Source organism: Phytopseudomonas daroniae, from assembly GCF_004327285.1.
Taxonomy (GTDB): domain Bacteria; phylum Pseudomonadota; class Gammaproteobacteria; order Pseudomonadales; family Pseudomonadaceae; genus Aquipseudomonas; species Aquipseudomonas daroniae.
In genome coordinates, this window is the sequence record NZ_QJUI01000001.1 from 376773 (window position 1) to 397840 (window position 21068).

At 62.4% G+C, this 21068-nt stretch carries 21 protein-coding genes; 15 read left to right on the forward strand and 6 right to left on the reverse strand.

Features of this window, described 5'->3' with window-relative positions:
* Positions 1–33: 33 nt before the first annotated feature.
* Complete coding sequence (gbdR, locus tag DNK06_RS01655; RefSeq protein ID WP_131178303.1) at positions 34–1134, reverse strand: choline metabolism transcriptional regulator GbdR; 1101 nt, start codon at positions 1132–1134, stop codon at positions 34–36.
* Positions 1135–2442: 1308 nt separating this feature from the next.
* On the opposite strand from gbdR, the gene DNK06_RS01660 reads away from it, so the two are divergent.
* From DNK06_RS01660 to modC, 7 genes are all read left to right on the forward strand, one after another.
* On the forward strand, positions 2443–3639 hold the full coding sequence (locus DNK06_RS01660) for a quaternary amine ABC transporter ATP-binding protein (RefSeq protein ID WP_131178304.1): 1197 nt from the start codon (positions 2443–2445) through the stop codon (positions 3637–3639).
* Position 3640: 1 nt separating this feature from the next.
* Positions 3641–4522 (forward strand): ABC transporter permease, encoded by an 882-nt coding sequence (locus DNK06_RS01665; RefSeq protein WP_131178305.1) that lies wholly within the window; start codon positions 3641–3643, stop codon positions 4520–4522.
* A 45-nt stretch (positions 4523–4567) separates the two neighbouring features.
* Positions 4568–5512: a choline ABC transporter substrate-binding protein gene (locus tag DNK06_RS01670; RefSeq protein ID WP_131178306.1), complete on the forward strand. Its 945-nt coding sequence runs from the start codon at positions 4568–4570 to the stop codon at positions 5510–5512.
* 213 nt (positions 5513–5725) lie between these two features.
* Positions 5726–6586, forward strand: coding sequence for a glycine betaine ABC transporter substrate-binding protein (locus DNK06_RS01675; protein WP_131178307.1), 861 nt, complete (start codon positions 5726–5728; stop codon positions 6584–6586).
* Between the two features lie 290 nt (positions 6587–6876).
* Positions 6877–7584 carry a molybdate ABC transporter substrate-binding protein gene (modA, locus tag DNK06_RS01680; RefSeq protein WP_242674739.1) on the forward strand — a complete coding sequence of 236 codons (708 nt, stop codon included), beginning with the start codon at positions 6877–6879 and terminating at the stop codon, positions 7582–7584.
* Positions 7585–7914: 330 nt separating this feature from the next.
* Positions 7915–8598, forward strand: coding sequence for a molybdate ABC transporter permease subunit (gene modB / locus DNK06_RS01685; RefSeq protein WP_131178309.1), 684 nt, complete (start codon positions 7915–7917; stop codon positions 8596–8598).
* On the forward strand, positions 8595–9689 hold the full coding sequence (gene modC / locus DNK06_RS01690; RefSeq protein ID WP_131178310.1) for a molybdenum ABC transporter ATP-binding protein: 1095 nt from the start codon (positions 8595–8597) through the stop codon (positions 9687–9689). Before modB ends, modC begins: the two co-directional genes overlap by 4 nt.
* 215 nt (positions 9690–9904) lie before the next feature.
* Here the strand turns inward: modC and DNK06_RS01695 are convergent, their stop codons facing one another.
* Positions 9905–10855, reverse strand: a complete 951-nt coding sequence (locus DNK06_RS01695; protein WP_131178311.1) for a sigma 54-interacting transcriptional regulator — start codon at positions 10853–10855, stop codon at positions 9905–9907.
* Positions 10856–10964: 109 nt separating this feature from the next.
* The gene (locus tag DNK06_RS01700) at positions 10965–11546 is read right to left on the reverse strand and encodes an alpha/beta hydrolase (protein WP_131178312.1); all 582 of its coding nucleotides are present in this window, start codon (positions 11544–11546) and stop codon (positions 10965–10967) included.
* 255 nt (positions 11547–11801) lie between these two features.
* Here DNK06_RS01700 and oscA point away from each other — a divergent pair, with 255 nt between their 5' ends.
* The 6 genes from oscA to DNK06_RS01730 all read left to right on the forward strand — a co-directional run bounded on the left by oscA (position 11802) and on the right by DNK06_RS01730 (position 16850).
* Positions 11802–11984 carry a sulfur starvation response protein OscA gene (oscA, locus tag DNK06_RS01705; protein WP_042554215.1) on the forward strand — a complete coding sequence of 61 codons (183 nt, stop codon included), beginning with the start codon at positions 11802–11804 and terminating at the stop codon, positions 11982–11984.
* Between the two features lie 152 nt (positions 11985–12136).
* Positions 12137–13138: a sulfate ABC transporter substrate-binding protein gene (locus DNK06_RS01710; RefSeq protein WP_131178313.1), complete on the forward strand. Its 1002-nt coding sequence runs from the start codon at positions 12137–12139 to the stop codon at positions 13136–13138.
* An 80-nt stretch (positions 13139–13218) separates the two neighbouring features.
* A complete protein-coding gene (gene cysT / locus DNK06_RS01715; protein WP_131178314.1) occupies positions 13219–14031 on the forward strand; it encodes a sulfate ABC transporter permease subunit CysT in 813 nt (270 codons plus the stop codon).
* Between the two features lie 10 nt (positions 14032–14041).
* Complete coding sequence (gene cysW, locus DNK06_RS01720; protein ID WP_131178315.1) at positions 14042–14908, forward strand: sulfate ABC transporter permease subunit CysW; 867 nt, start codon at positions 14042–14044, stop codon at positions 14906–14908.
* Positions 14909–14968: 60 nt separating this feature from the next.
* Positions 14969–15961, forward strand: coding sequence for a sulfate/molybdate ABC transporter ATP-binding protein (locus DNK06_RS01725; RefSeq protein WP_131178316.1), 993 nt, complete (start codon positions 14969–14971; stop codon positions 15959–15961).
* 130 nt (positions 15962–16091) lie between these two features.
* Positions 16092–16850, forward strand: a complete 759-nt coding sequence (locus tag DNK06_RS01730) for a sulfite exporter TauE/SafE family protein (RefSeq protein WP_131178317.1) — start codon at positions 16092–16094, stop codon at positions 16848–16850.
* A gap of 31 nt (positions 16851–16881) precedes the next feature.
* Here the strand turns inward: DNK06_RS01730 and DNK06_RS25250 are convergent, their stop codons facing one another.
* Positions 16882–17055, reverse strand: a complete 174-nt coding sequence (locus DNK06_RS25250; RefSeq protein ID WP_242674738.1) for a hypothetical protein — start codon at positions 17053–17055, stop codon at positions 16882–16884.
* A 352-nt stretch (positions 17056–17407) separates the two neighbouring features.
* On the opposite strand from DNK06_RS25250, the gene DNK06_RS01740 reads away from it, so the two are divergent.
* On the forward strand, positions 17408–18199 hold the full coding sequence (locus DNK06_RS01740) for an MmyB family transcriptional regulator (protein ID WP_131178318.1): 792 nt from the start codon (positions 17408–17410) through the stop codon (positions 18197–18199).
* Positions 18200–18204: 5 nt separating this feature from the next.
* On the opposite strand, the gene DNK06_RS01745 is transcribed toward DNK06_RS01740, so the two are convergent.
* Positions 18205–18729: an Mpo1 family 2-hydroxy fatty acid dioxygenase gene (locus DNK06_RS01745; protein ID WP_131178319.1), complete on the reverse strand. Its 525-nt coding sequence runs from the start codon at positions 18727–18729 to the stop codon at positions 18205–18207.
* A gap of 86 nt (positions 18730–18815) precedes the next feature.
* Between DNK06_RS01745 and DNK06_RS01750 the strand changes: the two genes are divergently transcribed.
* Positions 18816–19493: a Crp/Fnr family transcriptional regulator gene (locus DNK06_RS01750; RefSeq protein ID WP_131178320.1), complete on the forward strand. Its 678-nt coding sequence runs from the start codon at positions 18816–18818 to the stop codon at positions 19491–19493.
* A gap of 232 nt (positions 19494–19725) precedes the next feature.
* On the opposite strand, the gene DNK06_RS01755 is transcribed toward DNK06_RS01750, so the two are convergent.
* Positions 19726–21027, reverse strand: coding sequence for an NAD(P)/FAD-dependent oxidoreductase (locus DNK06_RS01755; protein WP_131178321.1), 1302 nt, complete (start codon positions 21025–21027; stop codon positions 19726–19728).
* Positions 21028–21068: the final 41 nt, after the last annotated feature.

Here is a 21068-nt window from a genome sequence, read left to right on the forward strand (position 1 = left end):
GCGGTAACGGCCGTGGGCCGTTACCGCCACAAATCAGACGATGCGCACGCTGGCGAAGGTCGACTCACCCTGAGCACGGCTGAGCGCGGACATGGCGGAAGAAGACTCGGGCATCAGGTCGTCATGGATCGGCACCAGCGCCACCACGTTCGAGCTGCTGCCAGCGCGCTCATCGCGTGGCGGAATGCCGAAGTATTCGCGGTAGCACTTGGAGAAGTGCGGCGTGGAGACGAAGCCGCAGACCGATGCCACTTCGATGATCGACATCGACGTCTGCTTGAGCAGTTGGCGGGCGCGAATCAGGCGCAACTTGAGGTAGTAGCGCGACGGCGAGCAGTGCAGGTATTTCTGGAACAGGCGCTCCAGCTGACGCCGCGATACATCGACATAGAGCGCCAACTGGTCGAGGTCGATAGGCTCCTCGAGATTGGCCTCCATCAGCGCGACGATTTCCTGCAACTTCGGCTGGTTGGTGCCGAGCATGTGCTTGAGCGGTACGCGCTGGTGATCCTGCTCGTTGCGGATGCGTTCATAGATGAACATCTCGGAGATCGCCGCCGCCAGTTCGCGGCCATGCTCGCGGCCGATCAGGTGCAACATCATGTCCATCGGCGCGGTGCCGCCGGACGAGGTGTTGCGGTTGCGATCGATGGAGAACAGCCGCGTGGTGATGGCTGCGCGGGGGAATGCCTCCTGCATCGCAGCGAGAAACTCCCAGTGCACGCTGCAATCGTAGCCATCGAGAAGCCCGGCCTTGGCCAGCGCCCAACTGCCGGTACACACGGCGCCCATCTGCCGGCCCTGACGTGCCTGAGCCTGCAACCATTGCACGTGCTCGCGGGTGACGCTGCGCTGGATGTCCACGCCGCCACAGACGATCACCGCACTCAGCGCCGGCGAGTTGGCCATGCTGGCATCCGGAGTGATCTGCAAACCATCGCTGGCGCAGACCGGCAGGCCATTGAGGGTCAGGGTGTGCCAGCGATACAACTCCTTGCCGGAGAGCTGGTTGGCCATGCGCAGGGGCTCCACGGCGGATGCCAGAGAGATCAGGGTGAAATTGTCCAGCAGGAGAAACCCGATGGACTGGGGAACACGGCTCGGGAGCGGCGCTCCTTGATTGAACTGTGACATCAGTGAACCCTCACGCTAAGCACGTTGTGAGCCTTCATCGCGAGGCTCTGATTTTCTTGTGATTACGGCATACGGTAGTCAAGCAGATGGCCTATACAACGCAAAGGTCATGCCGACATTGAACACCCGTTCAATAAAAAATATCGCCCAGGCTGGAACGCCCCGGCGGCGGGAACCTGTCGTGCGGGATCAGCAATCGTGAAACGGGCGCAAAGTGCCATGCCACAAGGGCCTGAGCATTTTGGTAGCACTCCCGGGAAAGGGTGTTCCCGCGCTTTTAGGGTGGTTACCTGGCGACAGTAACGGGGAGCGTGACCGCCCGGTCACTCAGGTGACGATTCGGCCATCGAATGGCCTGCACCAAAAGCTGGCGGGTGACCGGAAATCTGAGCGAAAAGCGCTCACGGGCGGACACAGAAACCGTTCCAAACGGCTGGGCATGACGATCATCCGGCAATCAGTACTCGATGGCACTGAGCGTCATCCCGCTCATGCCCATGAACGCCGTCAATTCGCGACGACGTGACGCCACACATAGGCGGCGTTCTGCACGAAAACCCTGCCACCCATGCATGTACGCAAGAACCAAAACGGTGCAAAAAAACCGCTCTCGACCCGCCGTTTTTCCTCTACCGACAGCTTTACATACGATTTTTTTCGAATTCGCTACAGCCCCCGGCTCACCTAGCCTAAGGCCTACCGAAAAGCTGGAAACCGCGCCGCGCGTGGCTTTCAGCCTTGGCCAAGGGTAGAAAAAATCTGTTATGGTTTTTTAGGCGAGGGCTTATGTGTCGTCGCCCAACACGTCAGGGTCGCAATTCGATAATTGCCACGACCGCAAGACTATATCGTTGAGTCAGCCGATTTCGTCGCTGTCCCTCTTGACCAGAGTGGCAGACTGGAGCCCTCCGCTCCGGACCGAAGAACAGATAAGTGCTGGCTACCGCAACAGGGCGCCAGCCCAACAAGAAATTTCGGACGTACGCGCATCTCGGATGAGATGTGAATTCCCCAAGGATTGGGCTTCGTAACACTGCCAGAGGGTTTGGAAAGCAGTTTGCAGCACGGCAACGCGATATTCATTCGACACATCAACCAGGAATGCTGGGGGCTGCAAGCCGCCATAGCAGGTCTTCGGGAGCGTGCGCGAGTGCCAGCAGAACGCCATGTACCAGACCGCTGTCCAAACCTCGGAACCGTGTATATACCCACAAGCAAGAACAGTCGACATCGCCTGACGAACGCCCTGTGGGCGCGCGGCAAGCTGCGTGTAACTGCTCTGGATGTCTACTGAAGGGGAACCATCCCATGCAGTCTGGAAAAATCGTTGTCGAGAACCTCTACAAGGTCTTCGGCGACAAGCCGCAAGAAGCCATCGACCTGCTCAAGCAGGGTTGGAGCAAGGACAGAATTCTCGCCGAGAAGGGCGCCGTGATTGGCGTCAGCGACGTATCGTTCAGCGTCGAGGAAGGTGAAATCTTCGTGCTGATGGGTCTTTCCGGCTCAGGTAAATCCACCCTCATCCGCCTGATCAACCGACTGGTCGAGCCCACCGCCGGCAATGTCTACATCGACGGGCAAAACGTCGCCAAACTGCCCAAGGATCAGCTCATCGATCTGCGTCGTCGCGACATGAGCATGGTCTTCCAGTCCTTCGCACTGATGCCGTCGCGCACCGTTCTGGATAACGCCGCCTTCGGTCTCGAAGTGGCGGGCAAGGGCCGCAAGGAGCGTGAAGAACGCGCCATGCAGGTACTCACCCAGGTTGGCCTGGATACCTTCGCCGGCAAATTTCCTCACGAACTCTCGGGCGGCATGCAGCAGCGGGTCGGCCTGGCCCGCGCCTTGGCCGTCGACCCGTCGATGATCATCATGGACGAGGCCTTCTCGGCCCTTGACCCGCTCAAGCGCCGCGAGATGCAGGACATCCTCCTCGAACTGCAGAAGACCGACCGCCGTACCATCATCTTCGTATCTCACGATATCGAGGAAGCCATGCGCATCGGTACTCGCATCGGCATCATGGAAGGCGGCAAGCTGATCCAGGTCGGCACACCGCAGGAGCTTATCGACAATCCTGCCAACGAATATGTGCGCAACTTCTTCGATACGGTCGACACCAGCCGCTATCTCACCGCCGGCCAGCTCAAGGCCGACAGCGTGCCGATCTACGTGCACAACGGCCAAGCGCCGGACGCGCAGACCGTGTGCCGGGAGCTGCAGGAGCAGGACAAGCACTACGCCTTCATCGTCGACGAAGACAACAAGTTTCAGGGCTCCATCAGCCTGGAGAGGATCGCCCTGATGGTCGAGGGTGGCGAATCCTGTTCGCTGGAGCAGGCCGTTCTGAAGGAAATCAACCCGGTTCCCGAAGATATGCCACTGGATCAGGTGATCGGCCGCCTGGTGGACAACGAGGGTCCGATCCCGGTGGTCGACCAGGATGGCAATTACAGCGGCGCCATCAGCAAAGGCCGCCTCCTGACTCGTCTGCAGGGAGAATGACATGAGCGAGAAACTGGATCTGGGTAGCTGGGTCAACGACTCGGTGCAACACCTGCTGGATAACTACAGCGGCGCCTTCGACAGCATCGGCAGTGTGGTCAGTGGTTTTTCCGAAGGCATCGAAGCCGTGCTCATGCTGCCGCCGGCCTGGCTGCTGATCGCCATTTTCGTCGCCCTCGGTCTGTGGCGTATTGGTCTGCGCTTCGCCGTATTCACCGCCATCGCATTCGTGCTGATCGTCATGACCGGCTTCTGGGAGCAGACCGTAGTCACTCTCGGCCTGACCTTCTCGGCGACCCTGATCAGCCTGCTGATGGGCATTCCCCTGGGCATCTGGGCTGCCAAGAGCGAGCGCGTGTCGACCATCATCCGGCCGATTCTGGACTTCATGCAGACCATGCCGGCGTTCGTTTATCTGATTCCGGCGGCCATGCTGTTCGGCCTCGGTCGCGTGCCCGGCATCATCGCCACGGTGATCTTTGCCATGCCGCCGGCGGTACGCCTGACCAGTCTGGGCATTCGCCAGGTCAACAAGGAAATCGTCGAGGCCGGCCAGTCGTTTGGCTGCAACGGTCGCCAACTGCTGTTCAAGGTACAGCTGCCCAACGCGATGCCGTCGATCATGGCAGGCGTCAACCAGACCATCATGATGGCCCTGTCGATGGTGATCATTGCCTCGATGGTCGGTGCTGGCGGCCTGGGTAACGACGTACTGGCCAGTATCCAGCGTCTGGACATCGGCCTGGGCTTCGAAAGCGGCATGGCCGTGGTTCTGCTGGCGATCATCCTCGACCGTATTACCGAGAGCTTCGGCACCCCGCAAACCGCCGCGAACCGTGCCGGCTGGTTGAACTGGCTGAGCGCTCGCCTGCAACGCCAGTAAAGCCGACCATACTCAGCATTCTTTCAACTTTACAAGGATCCGCGAATGAACAACTTCTACAAGGCGGCGGGCGTGGGCGTGCTGTCCTGCGCGTTGATGCAGGGCGCCTGGGCTCAGGAGCCGGCGAGCTGCAAGCAGGTGCGTTTCGCCGAAATCGGTTGGGCCGACATCGCTGCCACCACCGGTGTGGCCATGACGCTGACCGAAGGCCTCGGCTACCAGCCGCGCAAGACCATGGCCTCGGTGCCGATCGCCTTCACCGGCGTGAAGAACAAGCAGATCGACGTATTCCTCGGTTACTGGGCGCCCTCCATGGACGCGGTGATCGAGCCGTTCACCAAGGACAACAGCGTCAAGGTACTGCCCAAGGCCAACCTCGAAGGCGCCAAATACACCCTGGCCGTACCGACCTACGCTGCAGAAGCGGGCCTGAAGAGCTTCCAGGACATCGCCAAGTTCAAGGATCAGCTGGGCGGCAAGATCTACGGCATCGAGCCGGGTAACGACGGCAACCTGCTGATTGACGGCATGATCAAGGGCAACACCTTCGATCTCGGCGATTTCAAGATGATCGAGTCCAGCGAGGCCGGCATGCTGGTGCAGGTACAGCGCGCGATTCGCAAGAAGGAGCCGGTGGTCTTCCTCGGCTGGGCACCGCACCCGATGAATACCCAGCAGGACATCACCTACCTGTCCGGCGGTGACGACGTGTTCGGCCCGGATTACGGCGCCGCCAAGGTTTACACCGTGGTACCGCCAGACTACGAAGCGCGTTGCGCCAACGTTGGCAAACTGCTGAGCAACCTGCAGTTCAACGTCGATATCGAAAGCCAGCTGATGGAGAAAGTGCTCGAGAAGCAGGATCCGGCCGCCGTGGCCAAGGAATGGATCAAGGCTAATCCGCAGGTTCTCGACACCTGGCTGGAAGGTGTCACCACCTTCGACGGTCAGGACGGCGCTGCCGCTGTGAAGAAATTCGTCGGGTTGTAAGAACCCGCACTCACCGCGACTCGGTTGCCAGCGACCGGGTCAGGTACAGACAGGCGACGCAAGGTGCGAAGCCTGTCCGCCGGGAGGCGTGCCTCCCATGCGCCCGGTGCCAACAGGGCCATGCCCTGCTCTGCACAGCCGGTGCCGCAAGGCCCGCGATCAGAACGAGCCAGTAAACCACCCGAACTGCCACTCACTGACGGAGCAAGACCTATGCACAACTTCAAACGCCTCTGCCTACAGAGCCTCGGTGTCGCCGCCCTGGCCATGGGTATGTCCAGCGCCATGGCAGCGGACAAACCCGCTCTGAAAATCGGCTACGTGAATGGCTGGGACGACAGCGTCGCCGTCACCCACGTCGCTGGTGAAATCCTCAAGACCAAACTGGGTTACGACGTCACCCTGCAGCCGGTCGAACCCGCCATCATGTGGCAGGGCCTGGCCCGCGGCGACCTCGATGCCACCCTTTCCGCCTGGCTGCCAGCCACCCACGGTGAATATTTCGAGAAGCTCAAGGACAAGGTCACCGTCCTGGGCACCAACTACGACGGCGCCAAGATCGGCCTGATCGTGCCGGAATACGTGGAAGCCAAGACCATCGCCGACCTGGAGAAATATGCCAAGGACTTCGACGGCAAGATCACCGGTATCGATGCCGGCGCTGGCGTGATGCGCCGTGCCGAAGACGCGATCAAGGAATACGACCTCAAGAGCATCAAGCTGATGCCGAGTTCGGGCCCGGCCATGGCCACCGCCCTGACCCGCGCCGAGAAAGCGCAGAAGCCGATCGTGGTGACGGGCTGGATTCCGCACTGGATGTTCGCGCAATGGAAACTGCGCTTCCTGGAAGACCCGAAAAACGTCTTCGGCGAAGCCGAGCACGTCGATACCGTGGCCAATCCGGGCCTGGAAGCCAAGGCGCCAGAAGCCGCGGCCTTCCTCAAGAAGCTGTCCTGGAGCGCCGAGGAAGTGGGCGCGGTGATGCTGTCCATCCGCGACGGCGTGAAGCCGGAAGAAGCGGCCAAGCAATGGATCGACAAGAACCCGGATCGCGTCGCCGAATGGCTGGAGTAACCCTGACAGCCCGCTAACGCGGCGTCTCGAAAATGCCAGTCAGGCGATCTGACTGGCATTTTTCGTTTTGGCCGCTGGAGAAGTCCTCGCTCCACGGCGAAATACTCCACCCAGCACAAGCGAACAGCGCACATAGATTGAACGAGCGGACGGTTTCACTTCCCTATCGCCATATATTTTTGTATATAGCGTTACCGTAAGTGGCCGCCGTTCGCGGCCCACACCCTCAGGAGCTGTCCATGCGCACCCGCCTCGTTCGTCCGCTTTTCGTTCTTTGCGCCAGCCTCGCCATGGCGGGCAACGCCCTCGCCGATCAGGTACAGGTAGCGGTCGCCGCCAACTTCACCGCACCGATGCAGGCCATTGCCAGCGAGTTCGAAAAGGACACCGGGCACAGCGTGCAGGCTTCCTACGGGGCCACCGGGCAGTTCTACGCGCAGATCAGCAATGGCGCGCCCTTCGAGGTCTTTCTCTCCGCCGATGACAGCACACCAGCCAAGCTCGAACAGGAAGGCCAGAGCGTGGACGGCTCACGCTTCACTTACGCCATCGGCACTCTGGTGTTGTGGTCGCCCAAGGAAGGCTTCGTCGACGACAAGGGCGCAGTGCTCGAGAAAGGCGACTTCAAGCACCTGTCCATCGCCAACCCGAAAGCTGCACCCTACGGCCTTGCAGCGACCCAGACACTGGACAAGCTGGGCCTGAGCGACACGCTGAAAGGCAAGATCGTCGAAGGCCAGAACATCACCCAGGCGCTGCAGTTCGTCTCTACCGGCAACGCCGAGCTGGGCTTCGTCGCCCTCTCCCAGGTGTACAAGGATGGCCAGATCACCAGCGGTTCGGCCTGGATAGTGCCCGAAGCGATGTACGAGCCGATTCGCCAGGACGCTCTCATCCTCAAGAAAGGCGCCAGCAACCCGGCTGCCAAGGCGCTGGTCGATTACCTGAAAGGCCCGAAAGCCGCAGAAATCATCAAGTCCTATGGTTACCAGCTTTAAAGAGCCCGTTAACGATCTCTTGCGTGCTGATGCAGCAAGGGGTCAGGCGATATAGATGGCCGCTATAAGGCGGAAGCAGCCGGTCGGTGACTCGCGTTGAACCATGGATCACGGCCTTCGGCCCCGGATTACGCCTGCGGCTAATCCAGGCTACGTTCTACAGCCCGTAGGATGGGTGAAACCCATCAATTTCCGATGGGTTTCACCCATCCTACGACCGTCCGCTAACGCCATTCTGCAGCCATCCATTTGAAATACTGGAGCCTGCGTCTGAAGATCAGGAGCCGGCTCCGGCACTTTTTTCGTCACCAACAGCTGAAAGGCCACTGCATGCCTCTGGGCCCCAACGACTTCGCCGCCATTCTCCTCACCCTGGAGCTGGCCACCCTGACCACTGTGCTGTTGCTGCTGATCGGTACGCCAATCGCCTGGTGGCTGTCACGCACCGACTCCTGGCTGAAGCGACCGATCGGCGCCATCGTCGCCTTGCCGCTGGTGTTGCCGCCGACGGTGATCGGCTTCTACCTGCTGATCAGCATGGGGCCCAACGGATTCTTCGGCCAACTGACCCAGGCACTCGGCCTGGGCACCCTGACCTTCACCTTCGCCGGGCTGCTGATCGGTTCAGTCTTCTATTCCCTGCCGTTCGTGGTGCAGCCGTTGCAGAACGCCTTCGAAGCCATGGGCCGCGCGCCTCTGGAAGCGGCGGCGACGCTGCGCGCCGGGCCCTGGGATACCTTCTTCACTGTGGTGCTGCCGCTGGCCAGGCCGGGCTTTCTTACCGCGGCGATCCTCGGTTTCGCCCATACCGTCGGTGAGTTCGGCGTGGTGCTGATGATCGGCGGCAACATCCCCGGCAAGACCCAGGTGGCCTCGGTGCAGATCTACAACCACGTGGAAACCATGGAGTACGCCCAGGCCCACTGGCTGGCCGGCGGTATGGTGGTGTTCTCCTTCCTGGTGCTGCTGGCGCTTTACTCCAGCGGCCGTCGCGGCCAGAAGGCCTGGTCATGAGAGAGACGCAGATCCACGCCCGCTTCAACCTGGCGCATCCCGGCTTCACCCTGGATGTCGACCTGCAGTTGCCTGGCCGCGGCGTCAGCGCCCTGTTCGGCCATTCCGGCTCGGGCAAGACCACGCTGCTGCGCTGCGTCGCCGGGCTGGAGCGGCCGGGCAGCGGCTACCTGCAGATAAACGGCGAAACCTGGCAGGACAGCACCAACGGCATCTGGCTGCCCGCCCACCGACGCCCGGTCGGCTACGTATTCCAGGATGCCAACCTGTTTGCCCACCTGTCGGTGTTGCGCAACCTGCAGTACGGCCTCAAACGCATCGCCAGGGCCGAACGTCGCGTGCCCCTTGAACAGGCGGTCGAGCTGCTCGGCATCGGGCACCTGCTGCAGCGCCTGCCGGATCGTCTCTCCGGCGGTGAGCGCCAGCGCGTCGGCATGGCCCGCGCCCTGCTCACCAGCCCGCGCCTGCTGTTGATGGACGAGCCCCTGGCCGCGCTGGATCTCAAGCGCAAGCAGGAAGTGCTGCCGTATCTGGAACGTCTGCATGACGAGCTGGATATCCCGATCCTCTATGTCAGCCATGCACCGGACGAAGTGGCGCGCCTCGCGGATCACCTGGTGGTGCTCGACGAAGGCCAGGTCAAGGCCAGCGGGCCGCTCAAGGAAACGCTGATTCGCAGCGATTTGCCGTTCATCTTCGAGGACGATGCCGAGGCGGTGATCGAGGGGCAGGTCGAGCGTCACGATGCGCGCTACGACCTGCTCGATATCAGCCTGGCCGGCAGCACGGCCTGCCTGAGGCTGGCCCACGCGCCACTGCCGGCCGGACGCCAGGTGCGGATCAAGATCAAGGCCCGCGACGTCAGCCTGAGCCTGGAACAGGCCCGGGACAGCAGCGTGCTCAACCTGCTGCCGGCGACGGTCGAGCGCTGGTTCGATCTGCCCAACCCGGCCCACCGGCTGGTCGAACTGCAGCTGGGCGAACAGCGCATCATCGCGCGCATCACCCGCTACTCCTTCGATCAACTGGACATCCGAGCCGGGCAACCACTGTGGGCGCAGGTCAAATCGGTGTCGCTGCTGGCGTCTTAACCCTCAGCAGGATGGGTCAGCGGCGCTGCACCGTGGATTTTCAGTGACTTCGATAGCGGCGCACCGCGTAACCCACCAGGCGATCTTCCGTATTGCGCACATGGTGGGTTACGGCGCAACCGAACCTGCGTCGTGTTCGCCAGCGTAACAAGCGCCTGACTCACCCACACCGCATTCCGTAGCCCGGATTGAGCGCAGCGAAACGCAACGGCTACTTATGAGGCTGCCAACACCGGTGCCCGTGCCTCGGCGCGGCGTAGCAACTCGCGCAGCGCAGAGAGCTGCGCTGCATCGCCATCATCGATCAGTTGCTCGAGCGCGTATTCGATGCGTTTCAGCGGCAGTGCCGCCGGCAGATTGAGGTGTTGCGCGTCGATCTCGTCGGCGCCGCAGACCAGCAGCGCGAAGTGCACCACGTTCTCCAGTTCACGGGTATTGCCAGGCCAGTCGTGCCGTTCGAGCACCGCCTGGGCGGCCAGACTGATGCCAGGCAGCGGCAGACGCAGACGCTGGGCATAGATACCGAGGAAGTACTCGGCCAGCGGCAGCACATCGCCGACTCGCTCGCGCAGCGGCGGCAATTCGAGGCGACCATCACTCAAGTAGTGGGCCAGGCGCTCGTCGAACTTGCCGGCCTTCACGGCCTGCCACAGATCGATGCTGGTAGCCGCCACCAGGCGCACATCCAGCGGCGTCGGCTGCGCCGCGCCAACCCGCCAGGCCTCACCGGTCTCCAGCACGCTGAGCAGTTGCTCCTGCAAGGGCAGCGGCAGGTCGGCGATCTCGTCCAGATAGAGAGTGCCGCCATTGGCGGAACCCAGCCAGCCGGCACGGCTGCTGGGCGCCCCCTGATGGGCACCGGCCACGTAGCCGAACAGCTCGGCCTCGGCATGATTGATGCTCAACCCGCTGCAACTGAGGGCGACGAACAGGCCGGGGCGCTCGCTGGCCCGATGGATGTGCCGCGCCAGCAACTCCTTGCCGGTACCGGTTTCCCCCTGAATCAGGATCGGCACTGGCAAACCGGCCAGACGCTCGACTTCTTCGCGCAACTGGCGGGTTCGTGGATCGATGAACACCAGTGCCTTGGCACGAATACTCAGTGGGCTCTTGTCCGCGTCGGGAAAAATCAGCAGCGACTGATCGCCAGCCGATGACAGGTTCATAACACACTCTCTTTGAGGTCAGGCCGCAGACGACCAGTGGGAAAATGGACTTAGCGAAGTGCGCTCAAGCCGCTATGAAGGCCAGCGAGCCGGTACCGGCCAGCGCTTCTCAGGCGCGACGACGCATCTGCTGTTCTATCCGGCTCTGCAATCGGAACAGGTAGGCGAACCCCTGCTCCCAGCGCTGGTGCCCGGACTTCACATTGATATGCCCGGCACCGCTGAGGATGGCGGTCTCGCTGCCCCACTCGCGGGCCAGCTCGATGACGCGCGCAGCACTGGCAGCCGAGTCGTTGTCGGAACCGACCAGTTGGCTGGGGAACGGCAGCAGATGCTGGGGAATCGGTGCGAAATTGCGCAACGGCTCAGGGCAGTTGGGGCGTTGCACATCAGCCGGCGCGACCAGTAACGCACCGCGCACCCGACGCAGCGAAGCCACCGGCGCCTGTGCAGCCCAGTGGGCGACGGTGACGCAACCCAGGCTATGGGCGATGAGAATCGCTGGCCGCGGATCGGCGGCGATCTGCTTTTCCAGGGCCGCGACCCAATCCTCACGGCGTGGCGTCAGCCAGTCCAGCTGCTCGACCCGCGCACTGTTAGGCAGGCTGCGCTGCCAGTGGCTTTGCCAATGGTCGTCGCCCGAGCCCTGCCAGCCCGGCACTATCAGGTATCGAATCGCTTCACTGCGCATAAGGGCGCCTCCTGTATCTGCATGGCTTGCAGTGTAGGAGGCCAAGAAAGAGACTAAAAAGAATAAGAACTTATTTACTTATTCCATATAAGCAAATATCGATCCGTAGCAGCCGCAAATCTCCCATATACCAATAAGAAATATAAATGTTCTTAAACAGTATTTTTAAGAATATTTCAGATTCCCTAGTATCCGCTCCACGCCCCACAGCCGACAGTCGTCGCATCTAGAACGAGGGCAAGGAGCCTTTTAGCCATGACCGCAACCCTTCGCAATCTGGAAGGCCAGGATGACGCCACCATCCTGCGCGAGATCCAAAGCGCCCTGAACGGCCTGAAGTTCGGCTCGGTAGAAATCACCGTGCACAACGGCCAGGTGGTTCAGATCGAACGCAAAGAAAAATTCCGCCTGCAGCAATCCGGTAGCAAGAACGCCTGATAGCAGTTTCGCCAACCCGACGACGGGCCGCCCAGCATGAACCCCTACCGCTACTCCCGATGTAACCCACGAATGCCGGCCTAGAGCAGGTATCGAATAAAAGAGCACGCCAAACACGCCCAGCACCGTATTCAGTATCGAGGAGCTTCACCATGTCCATTCGCCGTTTCGCACTCGCCGCACTCGCCAGCGCCCTGGTAGCCGGCCCGGTTTCCGCTCAGACCCTGCTCAACGTTTCGTATGACCCGACTCGTGAGCTGTACGTCGAATTCAACAAGGCCTTCAACAAGCACTGGCAGGAACAAGGCAACGAAGCCCTGACCATCCAGCAATCCCACGGCGGCTCGGGCAAACAGGCCCGTGCGGTGATCGACGGCCTGCAGGCCGACGTGGTGACCCTGGCGCTGTCCGGCGACATCGACGCGATCAACCTGAACCAGGAGCTGATCGATCCGAAATGGCAGTCCCGCCTGGCCGACAACAGCACCCCCTACACTTCGACCATCGTTTTCCTGGTTCGCAAGGGCAACCCGAAAGGCATCAAGGACTGGGATGACCTGGTCAAGGATGGCGTCGAAATCATCACCCCGAACCCGAAAACCTCGGGCGGCGCTCGCTGGAACTTCCTGGCGGCCTGGGCCTATGCCAAGAAGCAGTACGGCAGCGACGAAAAAGCCCTGGAATACGTGACCGAGCTGTACCGTCACGCTCCGGTTCTCGACACCGGCGCCCGCGGTTCGACCATCAGCTTCGTGCAACGTGGCCTGGGCGACGTGCTGCTGGCCTGGGAAAACGAAGCCTACCTGTCGCTGGCCGAAGAAGGCGGCGACCAGCTGGAAATCGTCACCCCGTCGCTGTCCATCCTCGCCGAACCGCCGGTAGCCGTAGTCGACAAGAACGTCGACCGCAAAGGCACCCGCAAAGCCGCCGAGGCCTACCTGCAGTACCTGTACAGCGATGAAGGCCAGCGCATCGCGGCGAAGAACTTCTACCGTCCGCGTAACGCTGAAGTGGCTGCCGAGTTCAAGGATCAGTTCAAGGATCTGGAACTGGTCACCATCGACAAGGACTTTGGTGGCTGGGCTTCCGCACAGCCCAAATACTTCGACGACGGCGGCGTGTTCGACGACATTTTCAAAAAGATCAATCAGTAAGTTCAGCCCGATCGACGAAGCCCGTCATTCCTGAAGGAATGGCGGGCTTCGCTCTGCGGACCTGATCAAAAGGACTCTCCATGTCTCGTCGAACCTCCTCGGTCATACCCGGCTTCGGGCTGACTCTGGGCTACACCCTGACCTATCTCGCCCTGGTGGTGCTGATCCCGCTGGGCTCCATGTTCCTCTTCTCGCTGCAGCTGTCGCTGGAGCAGTGGTGGAACCTGATCACCAACCGACAGGTGCTGTTCTCTCTCAAGCTATCCTTCGGCACCGCCCTGGCGGCAGCCCTGCTCAACGGCATTCTCGGCACCGTCATCGCTTGGGTGCTGGTGCGCTACACCTTCCCTGGCCGGCGCATCATCGATGCCATGGTCGACATGCCGTTCGCCTTGCCCACCGCGGTGGCCGGTATCGCCTTGACCGCGCTGTATGCCCCCAACGGCATGATCGGCTCGCTGTTCCCCTTCAAGATCGCCTACACCCCACTGGGCATCACCCTGGCGCTGGTGTTCGTCACCCTACCGTTCGTGGTGCGCACCCTGCAGCCAGTACTCGCGGACTTCCCCAAGGAAGTCGAAGAAGCGGCTTCCTGCCTGGGCGCCAAGCCGCTGCAAGTGTTCTGGCACGTGCTGTTGCCGAGTCTGCTGCCCGCCTGGATCACCGGATTCGCCCTGGCCTTCGCCCGCGGTGTCGGTGAGTACGGTTCAGTGGTATTCATCGCCGGCAACATTCCGATGAAGACCGAGATTCTGCCGCTGCTGATCGTCTCCAAGCTGGATCAGTACGACTACCCGAGCGCCACCGCCATTGGCGTGCTGATGCTGGTGGTCTCGTTCATCCTGCTGCTGCTGATCAACCTGCTGCAGCGCCGCATCCAGCCGCAAATCTGAGGAGCCCGTCATGAGCCTTGCAACCCTTAGCAAGAACACGGCTGCGCGCCCGGTACGCCGCTCCCCCGGCGCCATCGCCCTGATCGTCATCGCCTGGGCGGTGTTCGCGGTGATCCTCGTGCTGCCGTTGTACATCGTCGTCACCCAGGGCCTGAGCCGTGGCCTGGCGTTTTTCTGGGAAGCGATCCGCGAGCCGGACGCCATTTCCGCGCTCAAGCTGACCCTGCTGGCTACCGCCATTTCCGTGCCGCTGAACCTGGTGTTCGGTGTCGCTGCGGCCTGGTCGGTGACCAAGTTCGAGTTCCGCGGCAAGAGCGTGCTGGTCACCCTGATCGACATGCCGTTCTCGGTTTCGCCGGTGGTCGCCGGCCTGATCTACGTGCTGCTGTTCGGTGCGCAGAGCAAGCTGGCGCCCTACCTGCAGGATCAGAACCTGCAGATCATCTACGCCGTACCGGGCATCGTCCTGGCGACCATCTTCGTCACCTTCCCCTTCGTCGCGCGCGAACTGATCCCGCTGATGGAGGAACAGGGCACTACCGAAGAGGAAGCCGCTCGCCTGCTCGGCGCCAATGGCTGGCAGATGTTCTGGCATGTCACGCTGCCTAACGTAAAATGGGCGCTGGTTTACGGCGTGGTGCTCTGCACGGCGCGGGCGATGGGCGAGTTCGGCGCGGTATCGGTGGTTTCCGGGCACATTCGCGGTTACACCAACACGCTGCCGCTGCACATCGAGATTCTCTATAACGAATACAACATCGTCGCCGCGTTCAGCGTGGCCATCCTGTTGCTGGTCATGGCCCTGGTCGTGTTGCTGCTTCGCCAATGGAGCGAAGCGCGCCTGAGCCGGCAGCTCAAGGCGAATCAGGACGATTGAATCATTCCGCCGGTTGCGCCAGAGCGCAGCCCAGGCAACACAGATCAGCAGGTGTAACCCATGAGTATTCAAGTTCAAGGCATCAACAAGCACTTTGGCCAGTTCAAGGCGCTCAACGACATCAACCTGAACATCAACAGCGGTGAGCTGGTGGCCCTGCTCGGCCCGTCCGGCTGCGGCAAGACCACCCTGTTGCGCATCATCGCCGGCCTGGAAGTCCCGGACAGCGGCAGCATCGTGTTCCACGGCGAAGACGTTTCCGAGCACGACGTGCGCGATCGCAAGGTCGGCTTCGTGTTCCAGCACTACGCCCTGTTCCGCCACATGACCGTATTCGACAACGTCGCCTTCGGCCTGCGCATGAAGCCCAAGGGCGAGCGCCCGAACGAAAACGTGATCAAGAAGAAGGTGCACGACCTGCTCGATCTGGTACAGCTCGACTGGCTGGCCGACCGCTACCCGGAGCAGCTCTCCGGTGGCCAGCGCCAGCGTATCGCCCTGGCCCGTGCACTGGCGGTGGAACCCAAGGTGCTGCTGCTCGACGAACCCTTCGGCGCCCTTGACGCCAAGGTGCGTAAAGAGCTGCGTCGCTGGCTGGCGCGCCTGCACGAAGAAGTGCACCTGACCAGCGTGTTCGTGACCCACGACCAGGAAGAAGCCATGGAAGTGGCCGACCGCATCGTGGTGATGAACAAGGGCGTGGTCGAGCAGATCGGTTCGCCGGGCGAGGTCTACGAGAAGCCGTCCAGCGACTTCGTCTACCACTTCCTCGGTGACGCCAACCGCCTGTATGTCGGCGACGACCACCACGTGTTGTTCCGCCCGCACGAAGTGCATTTGTCCACCGAACCACAGGCCGACCACAAGGCGGGCGAAGTGCGCGATATCCGCCTGCTCGGTGCCATCACCCGCATCACCCTGAAGGTCGAAGGCCAGGACGAACTGATCGAGGCCGAAGTGGCCAAGGATCACCTCAGCCTGGACAACCTCAGCCGTGGCGCCACCCTGTACTTCAAGCCCAAGGGCGGCAAACCGGTCACCGCGGCCAGCTAAAAGCCTGCACCACACCGTGCCCCAATGGGCACGGTGATCACCCGGGCGCCGATGACCAGCGCCGATCCATTCTCGCAAACCACTTCCGTTGACCTAACATGGGGCTCTGCCACCCTATGGATGCGTTCGCATGCTCACCTTCGACGGCCTCGCCGCCTACCTGCCGCTGATCCTGTTCACTTTTCTGCTCGCAGGTATGATCAAGGGCGTGGTCGGCCTCGGTCTGCCCACCATAGCGGTCGGTTTGCTGGGCCTGGTGATGATGCCGATGCAGGCGGCGGCGCTGCTGATCATTCCGTCGATGGTCACCAATATCTGGCAACTCTGCGACGGCCGTAGCCCGCTACCGATGATGCGCCGTTTATGGCCACAGCTGCTGGGTATCATGGTCGGCACCCTGGCCACCGGCTTCTACCTGCAGGGCCAGAACCTGCCGAACGCCACACGCTGGCTGGGTCTGGCGCTGATCCTCTACGCAGTACTTGGCCTGGCATCGGTGCGTTTCGCCGTGAGACCGGCTCATGAAGGCTGGCTGGCCCCGCTGATCGGCGCCACGACTGGAGCGATCACGGCAGTGACCGGCGTGTTCGCGATTCCCGCGGTGCCCTATCTGCAGGCCATCGGCCTGGAAAAGGACGACCTGGTGCAGGCCCTCGGCCTGTCGTTCAGCGTCTCGACCCTGGCCCTCGCGCTGAGCCTCGGGCACAGCGGCGAACTGCTGCAGCCAGCAGTGCTAGGCATATCCGGCCTGGCGCTGTTGCCAGCCCTTCTGGGCATGGCCGGCGGCCAATGGCTACGCCGGCGCATCAGCCCGGAGCGCTTCAAGCGCTGGTTCTTTATCGGCCTGCTACTGCTCGGCGCGGATCTGGCGCTGCGCGGTGGATTCTGAGGCCACGGGTCAGCAGCGCCAGCTACACGCATTATGCCGGCAACGGCTGAGAACGCCTCAGGCCGATCAGCTCCAGCTCGAAGAACAGCGCCACCAGCGCGGCCTGAGCGCCGAGGAACAGATAACCGATCAGGTTAGGCGCCACCCAGCCACTGAGCAGCAGGAGCACGCTGTCGATCACCCACAGGGCATTGATGGCGAGCACGGCCCATATCGCGTAGCGATTGAGCGTTGTGCGGCTGCCCAGCCACAGCAGCAACGCCGCCAGGGGCAGCAGGGTGAGGCCGGCAGCGAACAGCAGTTCGCTCGGCAGTTGCAGAAAGGCGCCCCATCAGTCGCTGGCCAGAACCAGCGAGACACCGGTGCAGGCTCCCGCCAGACCATCGACGAGCAGAGCGCGACTGAGCAGCAGAGAAGGTTGCAGCGTATTCATGATCGTTCCTCCGGATGCGACGCCGGGATCTGGCGCCTGCACCCAGATTTGCCTGATCGACGCGGCCCGTCGATTACCTGCCAGGTAATGGCTGCGATGACGTTGCTGGGCTATCGTTCAGCCCATGAATGCCTCCATCCATTGCGTCGGCGCCCTGCTGCGCCAATGGCGCCAACGTCGTCGCCTCAGCCAGCTCGACCTCGCCTGCGAGGCCGATATTTCCACACGCCACCTGAGCTTCATGGAAACCGGCCGCGCCCGGCCGAGCCGCGAGATGCTGCTACACCTGGCCGAACAGCTGGAGATCCCCCTGCGCGAACGGAACCGTCTGCTCACCGCCGCTGGTTATGCCCCGATGTTCAGCCAGCATGGTCTCGCTGACCCGGCACTGCAGGCCGCACGCAGCGCCATCGATCAGTTGCTCAAGGCCCACGAACCCTACCCGGCCCTGGCCCTTGATCGGCACTGGAACCTGCTGGCGGCCAACGCCTGCATCGCCCCGTTTCTCAGCGGCATCAGCCCGCAACTGCTCGGGCCGCCACTCAATGTGCTGCGCGTCAGCCTGCACCCACAGGGCCTGGCGCCGCGTATCGTCAACCTGGGGCAATGGCGTGCCTACCTGCTCAATCGCCTGCGCAGCGACATCGACAGCAGCGCGGATGCGCAGCTGCAGACACTGCTGGAGGAACTGGAAAGCTATCCGGCACCAGCCTGCGACCCGCAGCCATCAGCGGATAGGGTGCTGATGCCGCTGCAATTTCGCAGCGACCTGGGGGTGATCAACCTGATCAGCACCACCACGGTATTCGGCACACCCACCGATGTAACCCTGGCCGAGCTGGCTCTGGAGACCTTCTTCCCCGCCGACCCGGAGAGTGCCGAGCGGCTGCGTGGCCTGACCCAGACGCAGCCCTGAACGGCTCAGACCGTGGCGTTCCTGCCGCGGATGCAGGTCGGCCCGGCGCGCTGTACCACCGCCTGCTCCACCTCATGGCGCAGGCCTAACAGAAAGGCGGCCTCGGCTACCACGAACAGTGGCCCGACCATCAGCCCCATGATGTCGTCGACGAAAGCCGGCTTGCGCCCCTCATAGAAATGGCCGATGAACTGGATGACCCAGCCGATCACGAACAAGCCGAGCCCGGCACTCAACCACAGCAGCGTACCGCTCGTCGCCAGCACGGCGCCGGCCCACAGGCTGAGCCCGAGCAACAACGCCATGACCAGCCCGAAACGAAGATCCAGGCGCACATAGAACCAGACGGCCACCAAGGTCACCAGAGTCGCCGGCGACAGCCACACATCAGCCACGGGCAGGCCAGGCCGCGACAGCAGCACGGCCACCGCCAGCACGATCATGGGAACGCCGATGAAGTGGCTGACGATGTTGCGCCGATCGCGGTGATAGGTCGCGTATTGAGCCAGATGGTCGACCAGAGTTTTCATTATTGTTCTCCAAGGCAATGGTCAAGCGATAATGAACCCGCTACCCGGCCGCGTACTGTCAGGTAGCCGACAAACCGGGAGCCCTTATGACCGACTTGCACGCCCACCTGCTTCAGGGCCAGTGGTTCGCCGCTCTGCCCGCCGCTCTCCAGCAAGCCTTGCTGGAAATGGGCCAGGAGGTTCACCTGGAGACCGGCCAGCGCCTGTTCCGCCGCGGCGATGCGCCCAGCGGCTTGTACGCCGTGGTGAGCGGCGCCATGCGCATCGGCGCGGTCAACCGCCAGGGTAAGGAAGCCCTGCTGACCCTGATCGAACCACCGTACTGGTTTGGCGAAATATCCTTGTTCGACGGCCAGCCACGTACCCACGACGCCTTCGCCGAAAGCACCAGCACCCTGCTGCGGGTGCCCCAGGCCGACCTGCTGGCATTGCTCGACGCGCACCCCGGCTACTGGCGCGACATCGCCCTGCTGATGGCCCACAAGGTACGTCTGGCCTTCATCACGCTGGAAGAGATGAGCCTGTTGCCCGCCGCCCAGCGTCTGGCCAGGCGCCTGCTGTTGATCGCCGAGCATTATGGCGAAACCCAGGGCCCGCGGCGCATCATCCACCTGGCCCAGGAACAGTTGGCACTGATGTTGGCGATTTCCCGGCAGACCACCAACCAGATTCTCAAGGAGCTGGAAGCCCAGAGTATCCTGCGCCTGACCTATGGCGAAATCGAGATTCTCGACTTGCAGCGTTTGCGTGATGCCGCGCAATAGAATCTGCCGGGTGGAAATGGCCGGGGATAATTGCACAGTGACGCTCCTTTGCCGCTTCTAGCAGGCCGTTGAAAAAACGTAGGTGAGACAGCCGATGCGAGGCAGAAACAGGCGAAAAAGCGGAGTTTACGAGTTGTAAATGAGCATTTTGATGGGGGCGCCTAGCCTGGACTCGCACACGAGCCTGTTTCTAACGACGTAGCGGCAACGCAGGTAGTTTTTCAACAGCCTGCTAGCGCAGCTTCTCCAGCATCTGGTAGTACCACATGCCCAGCGCCAGCATGGGGTTACCGAACACGTCGCCCATTGGCACCTTGATATGCGAGCAACCTGCGAAGGTGTCGAAGCGCGCCAGTTCGCCGCTCATGGCCTCGGCCATGATCTCGCCCATCACATGGCTGGTGGCGATGCCGTGGCCGGAGTAGCCCTGGCAGTACCAGACGTTGGGCGACAGCTTGCCCAGTTGCGGGATGCGGTTCATGACGATACCCATGGCGCAGCTCCACTGGAACTCGATGGGCACGCCTTTCAGGCTTGGGAAGGTGCGCTCGATGCCGGGCCGCAGCTCAGCCGCAATATCCCGCGAATCGCGCCCTGAGTAGTTGGCCCCGCCACCGAACAGCAGGCGCCCGTCGGCGGTCAGGCGGTAGTAGTCGAGCACGAAACGGCAATCGTAGACGGCCAGATCATGGGGGTTGATCTGCGCCGCCAGCTCGCCCAGCGGCTCGGTGGTGACGATGCCGCCCATGGCCGGGAAGATCATGCCCTTGAGCTTTTCCGGCTCCAGCTTGTGGTACACGTCGCCGGCCAGCAGCACCTGATTGGCGACCACCCGCCCCTCGGCCGTCACCAGCGTCGGCGTGGCGCCGTGCACGATCTCCAGCACCGGCGAGCGCTCGAACAGCAGCGCGCCCAGGCTGTGTGCCGCCCGCGCTTCGCCCAGGCACAGGTTCAGCGGATGCAGGTGCAGGTTGCGGGTGTTCTTCAGCGCGCCGAGGTACAGATCGCTGGCCAGATGGGCGCGCACGCCGCACGCATCCAGCAGGGTCACGTCCGCTTCCATGCCATGGCTCAGCGCCTCGTCGTAGGAGGCGCGCAGTTCGTTCAGGTGCGCCGGTTTCATCGCCGCGTGCAGGTGGCCGTGCTTGAGGTCACAGGCGATGCCGTAGCGGCGCACACGCTGCTCGATGATGGCGTGGCCGCGCCAGCGCAGGCTCCAGATGAAATCATCGACCTCCCCGCCCAGCCGCTTGCGCATCTGCTTGGCCATGGCGGTGTCGCCGGACAGGCTGCCGGTGACCTGCCCACCATTGCGCCCACTGGCGCCCCAGCCGATGCGGTTGGCCTCCACCACGGCCACCTTGAAGCCGCGCTCGGCCAACTCGACCGCGGTGGCCACGCCGGTGAACCCACCACCGATGATCGCCACATCCACCCGCACCTCACCCTGCACGCTCGGGTAGTCGCTTTCCTGGTCGATGCTCGCGCTGTAGTAGGACGGGCTGCGCTCGGCTGCCGTCGCCTTGTCTCTCATGTCAGTTCCTTAGCGGCACGCCTGGGCGCGCCGTGATTATC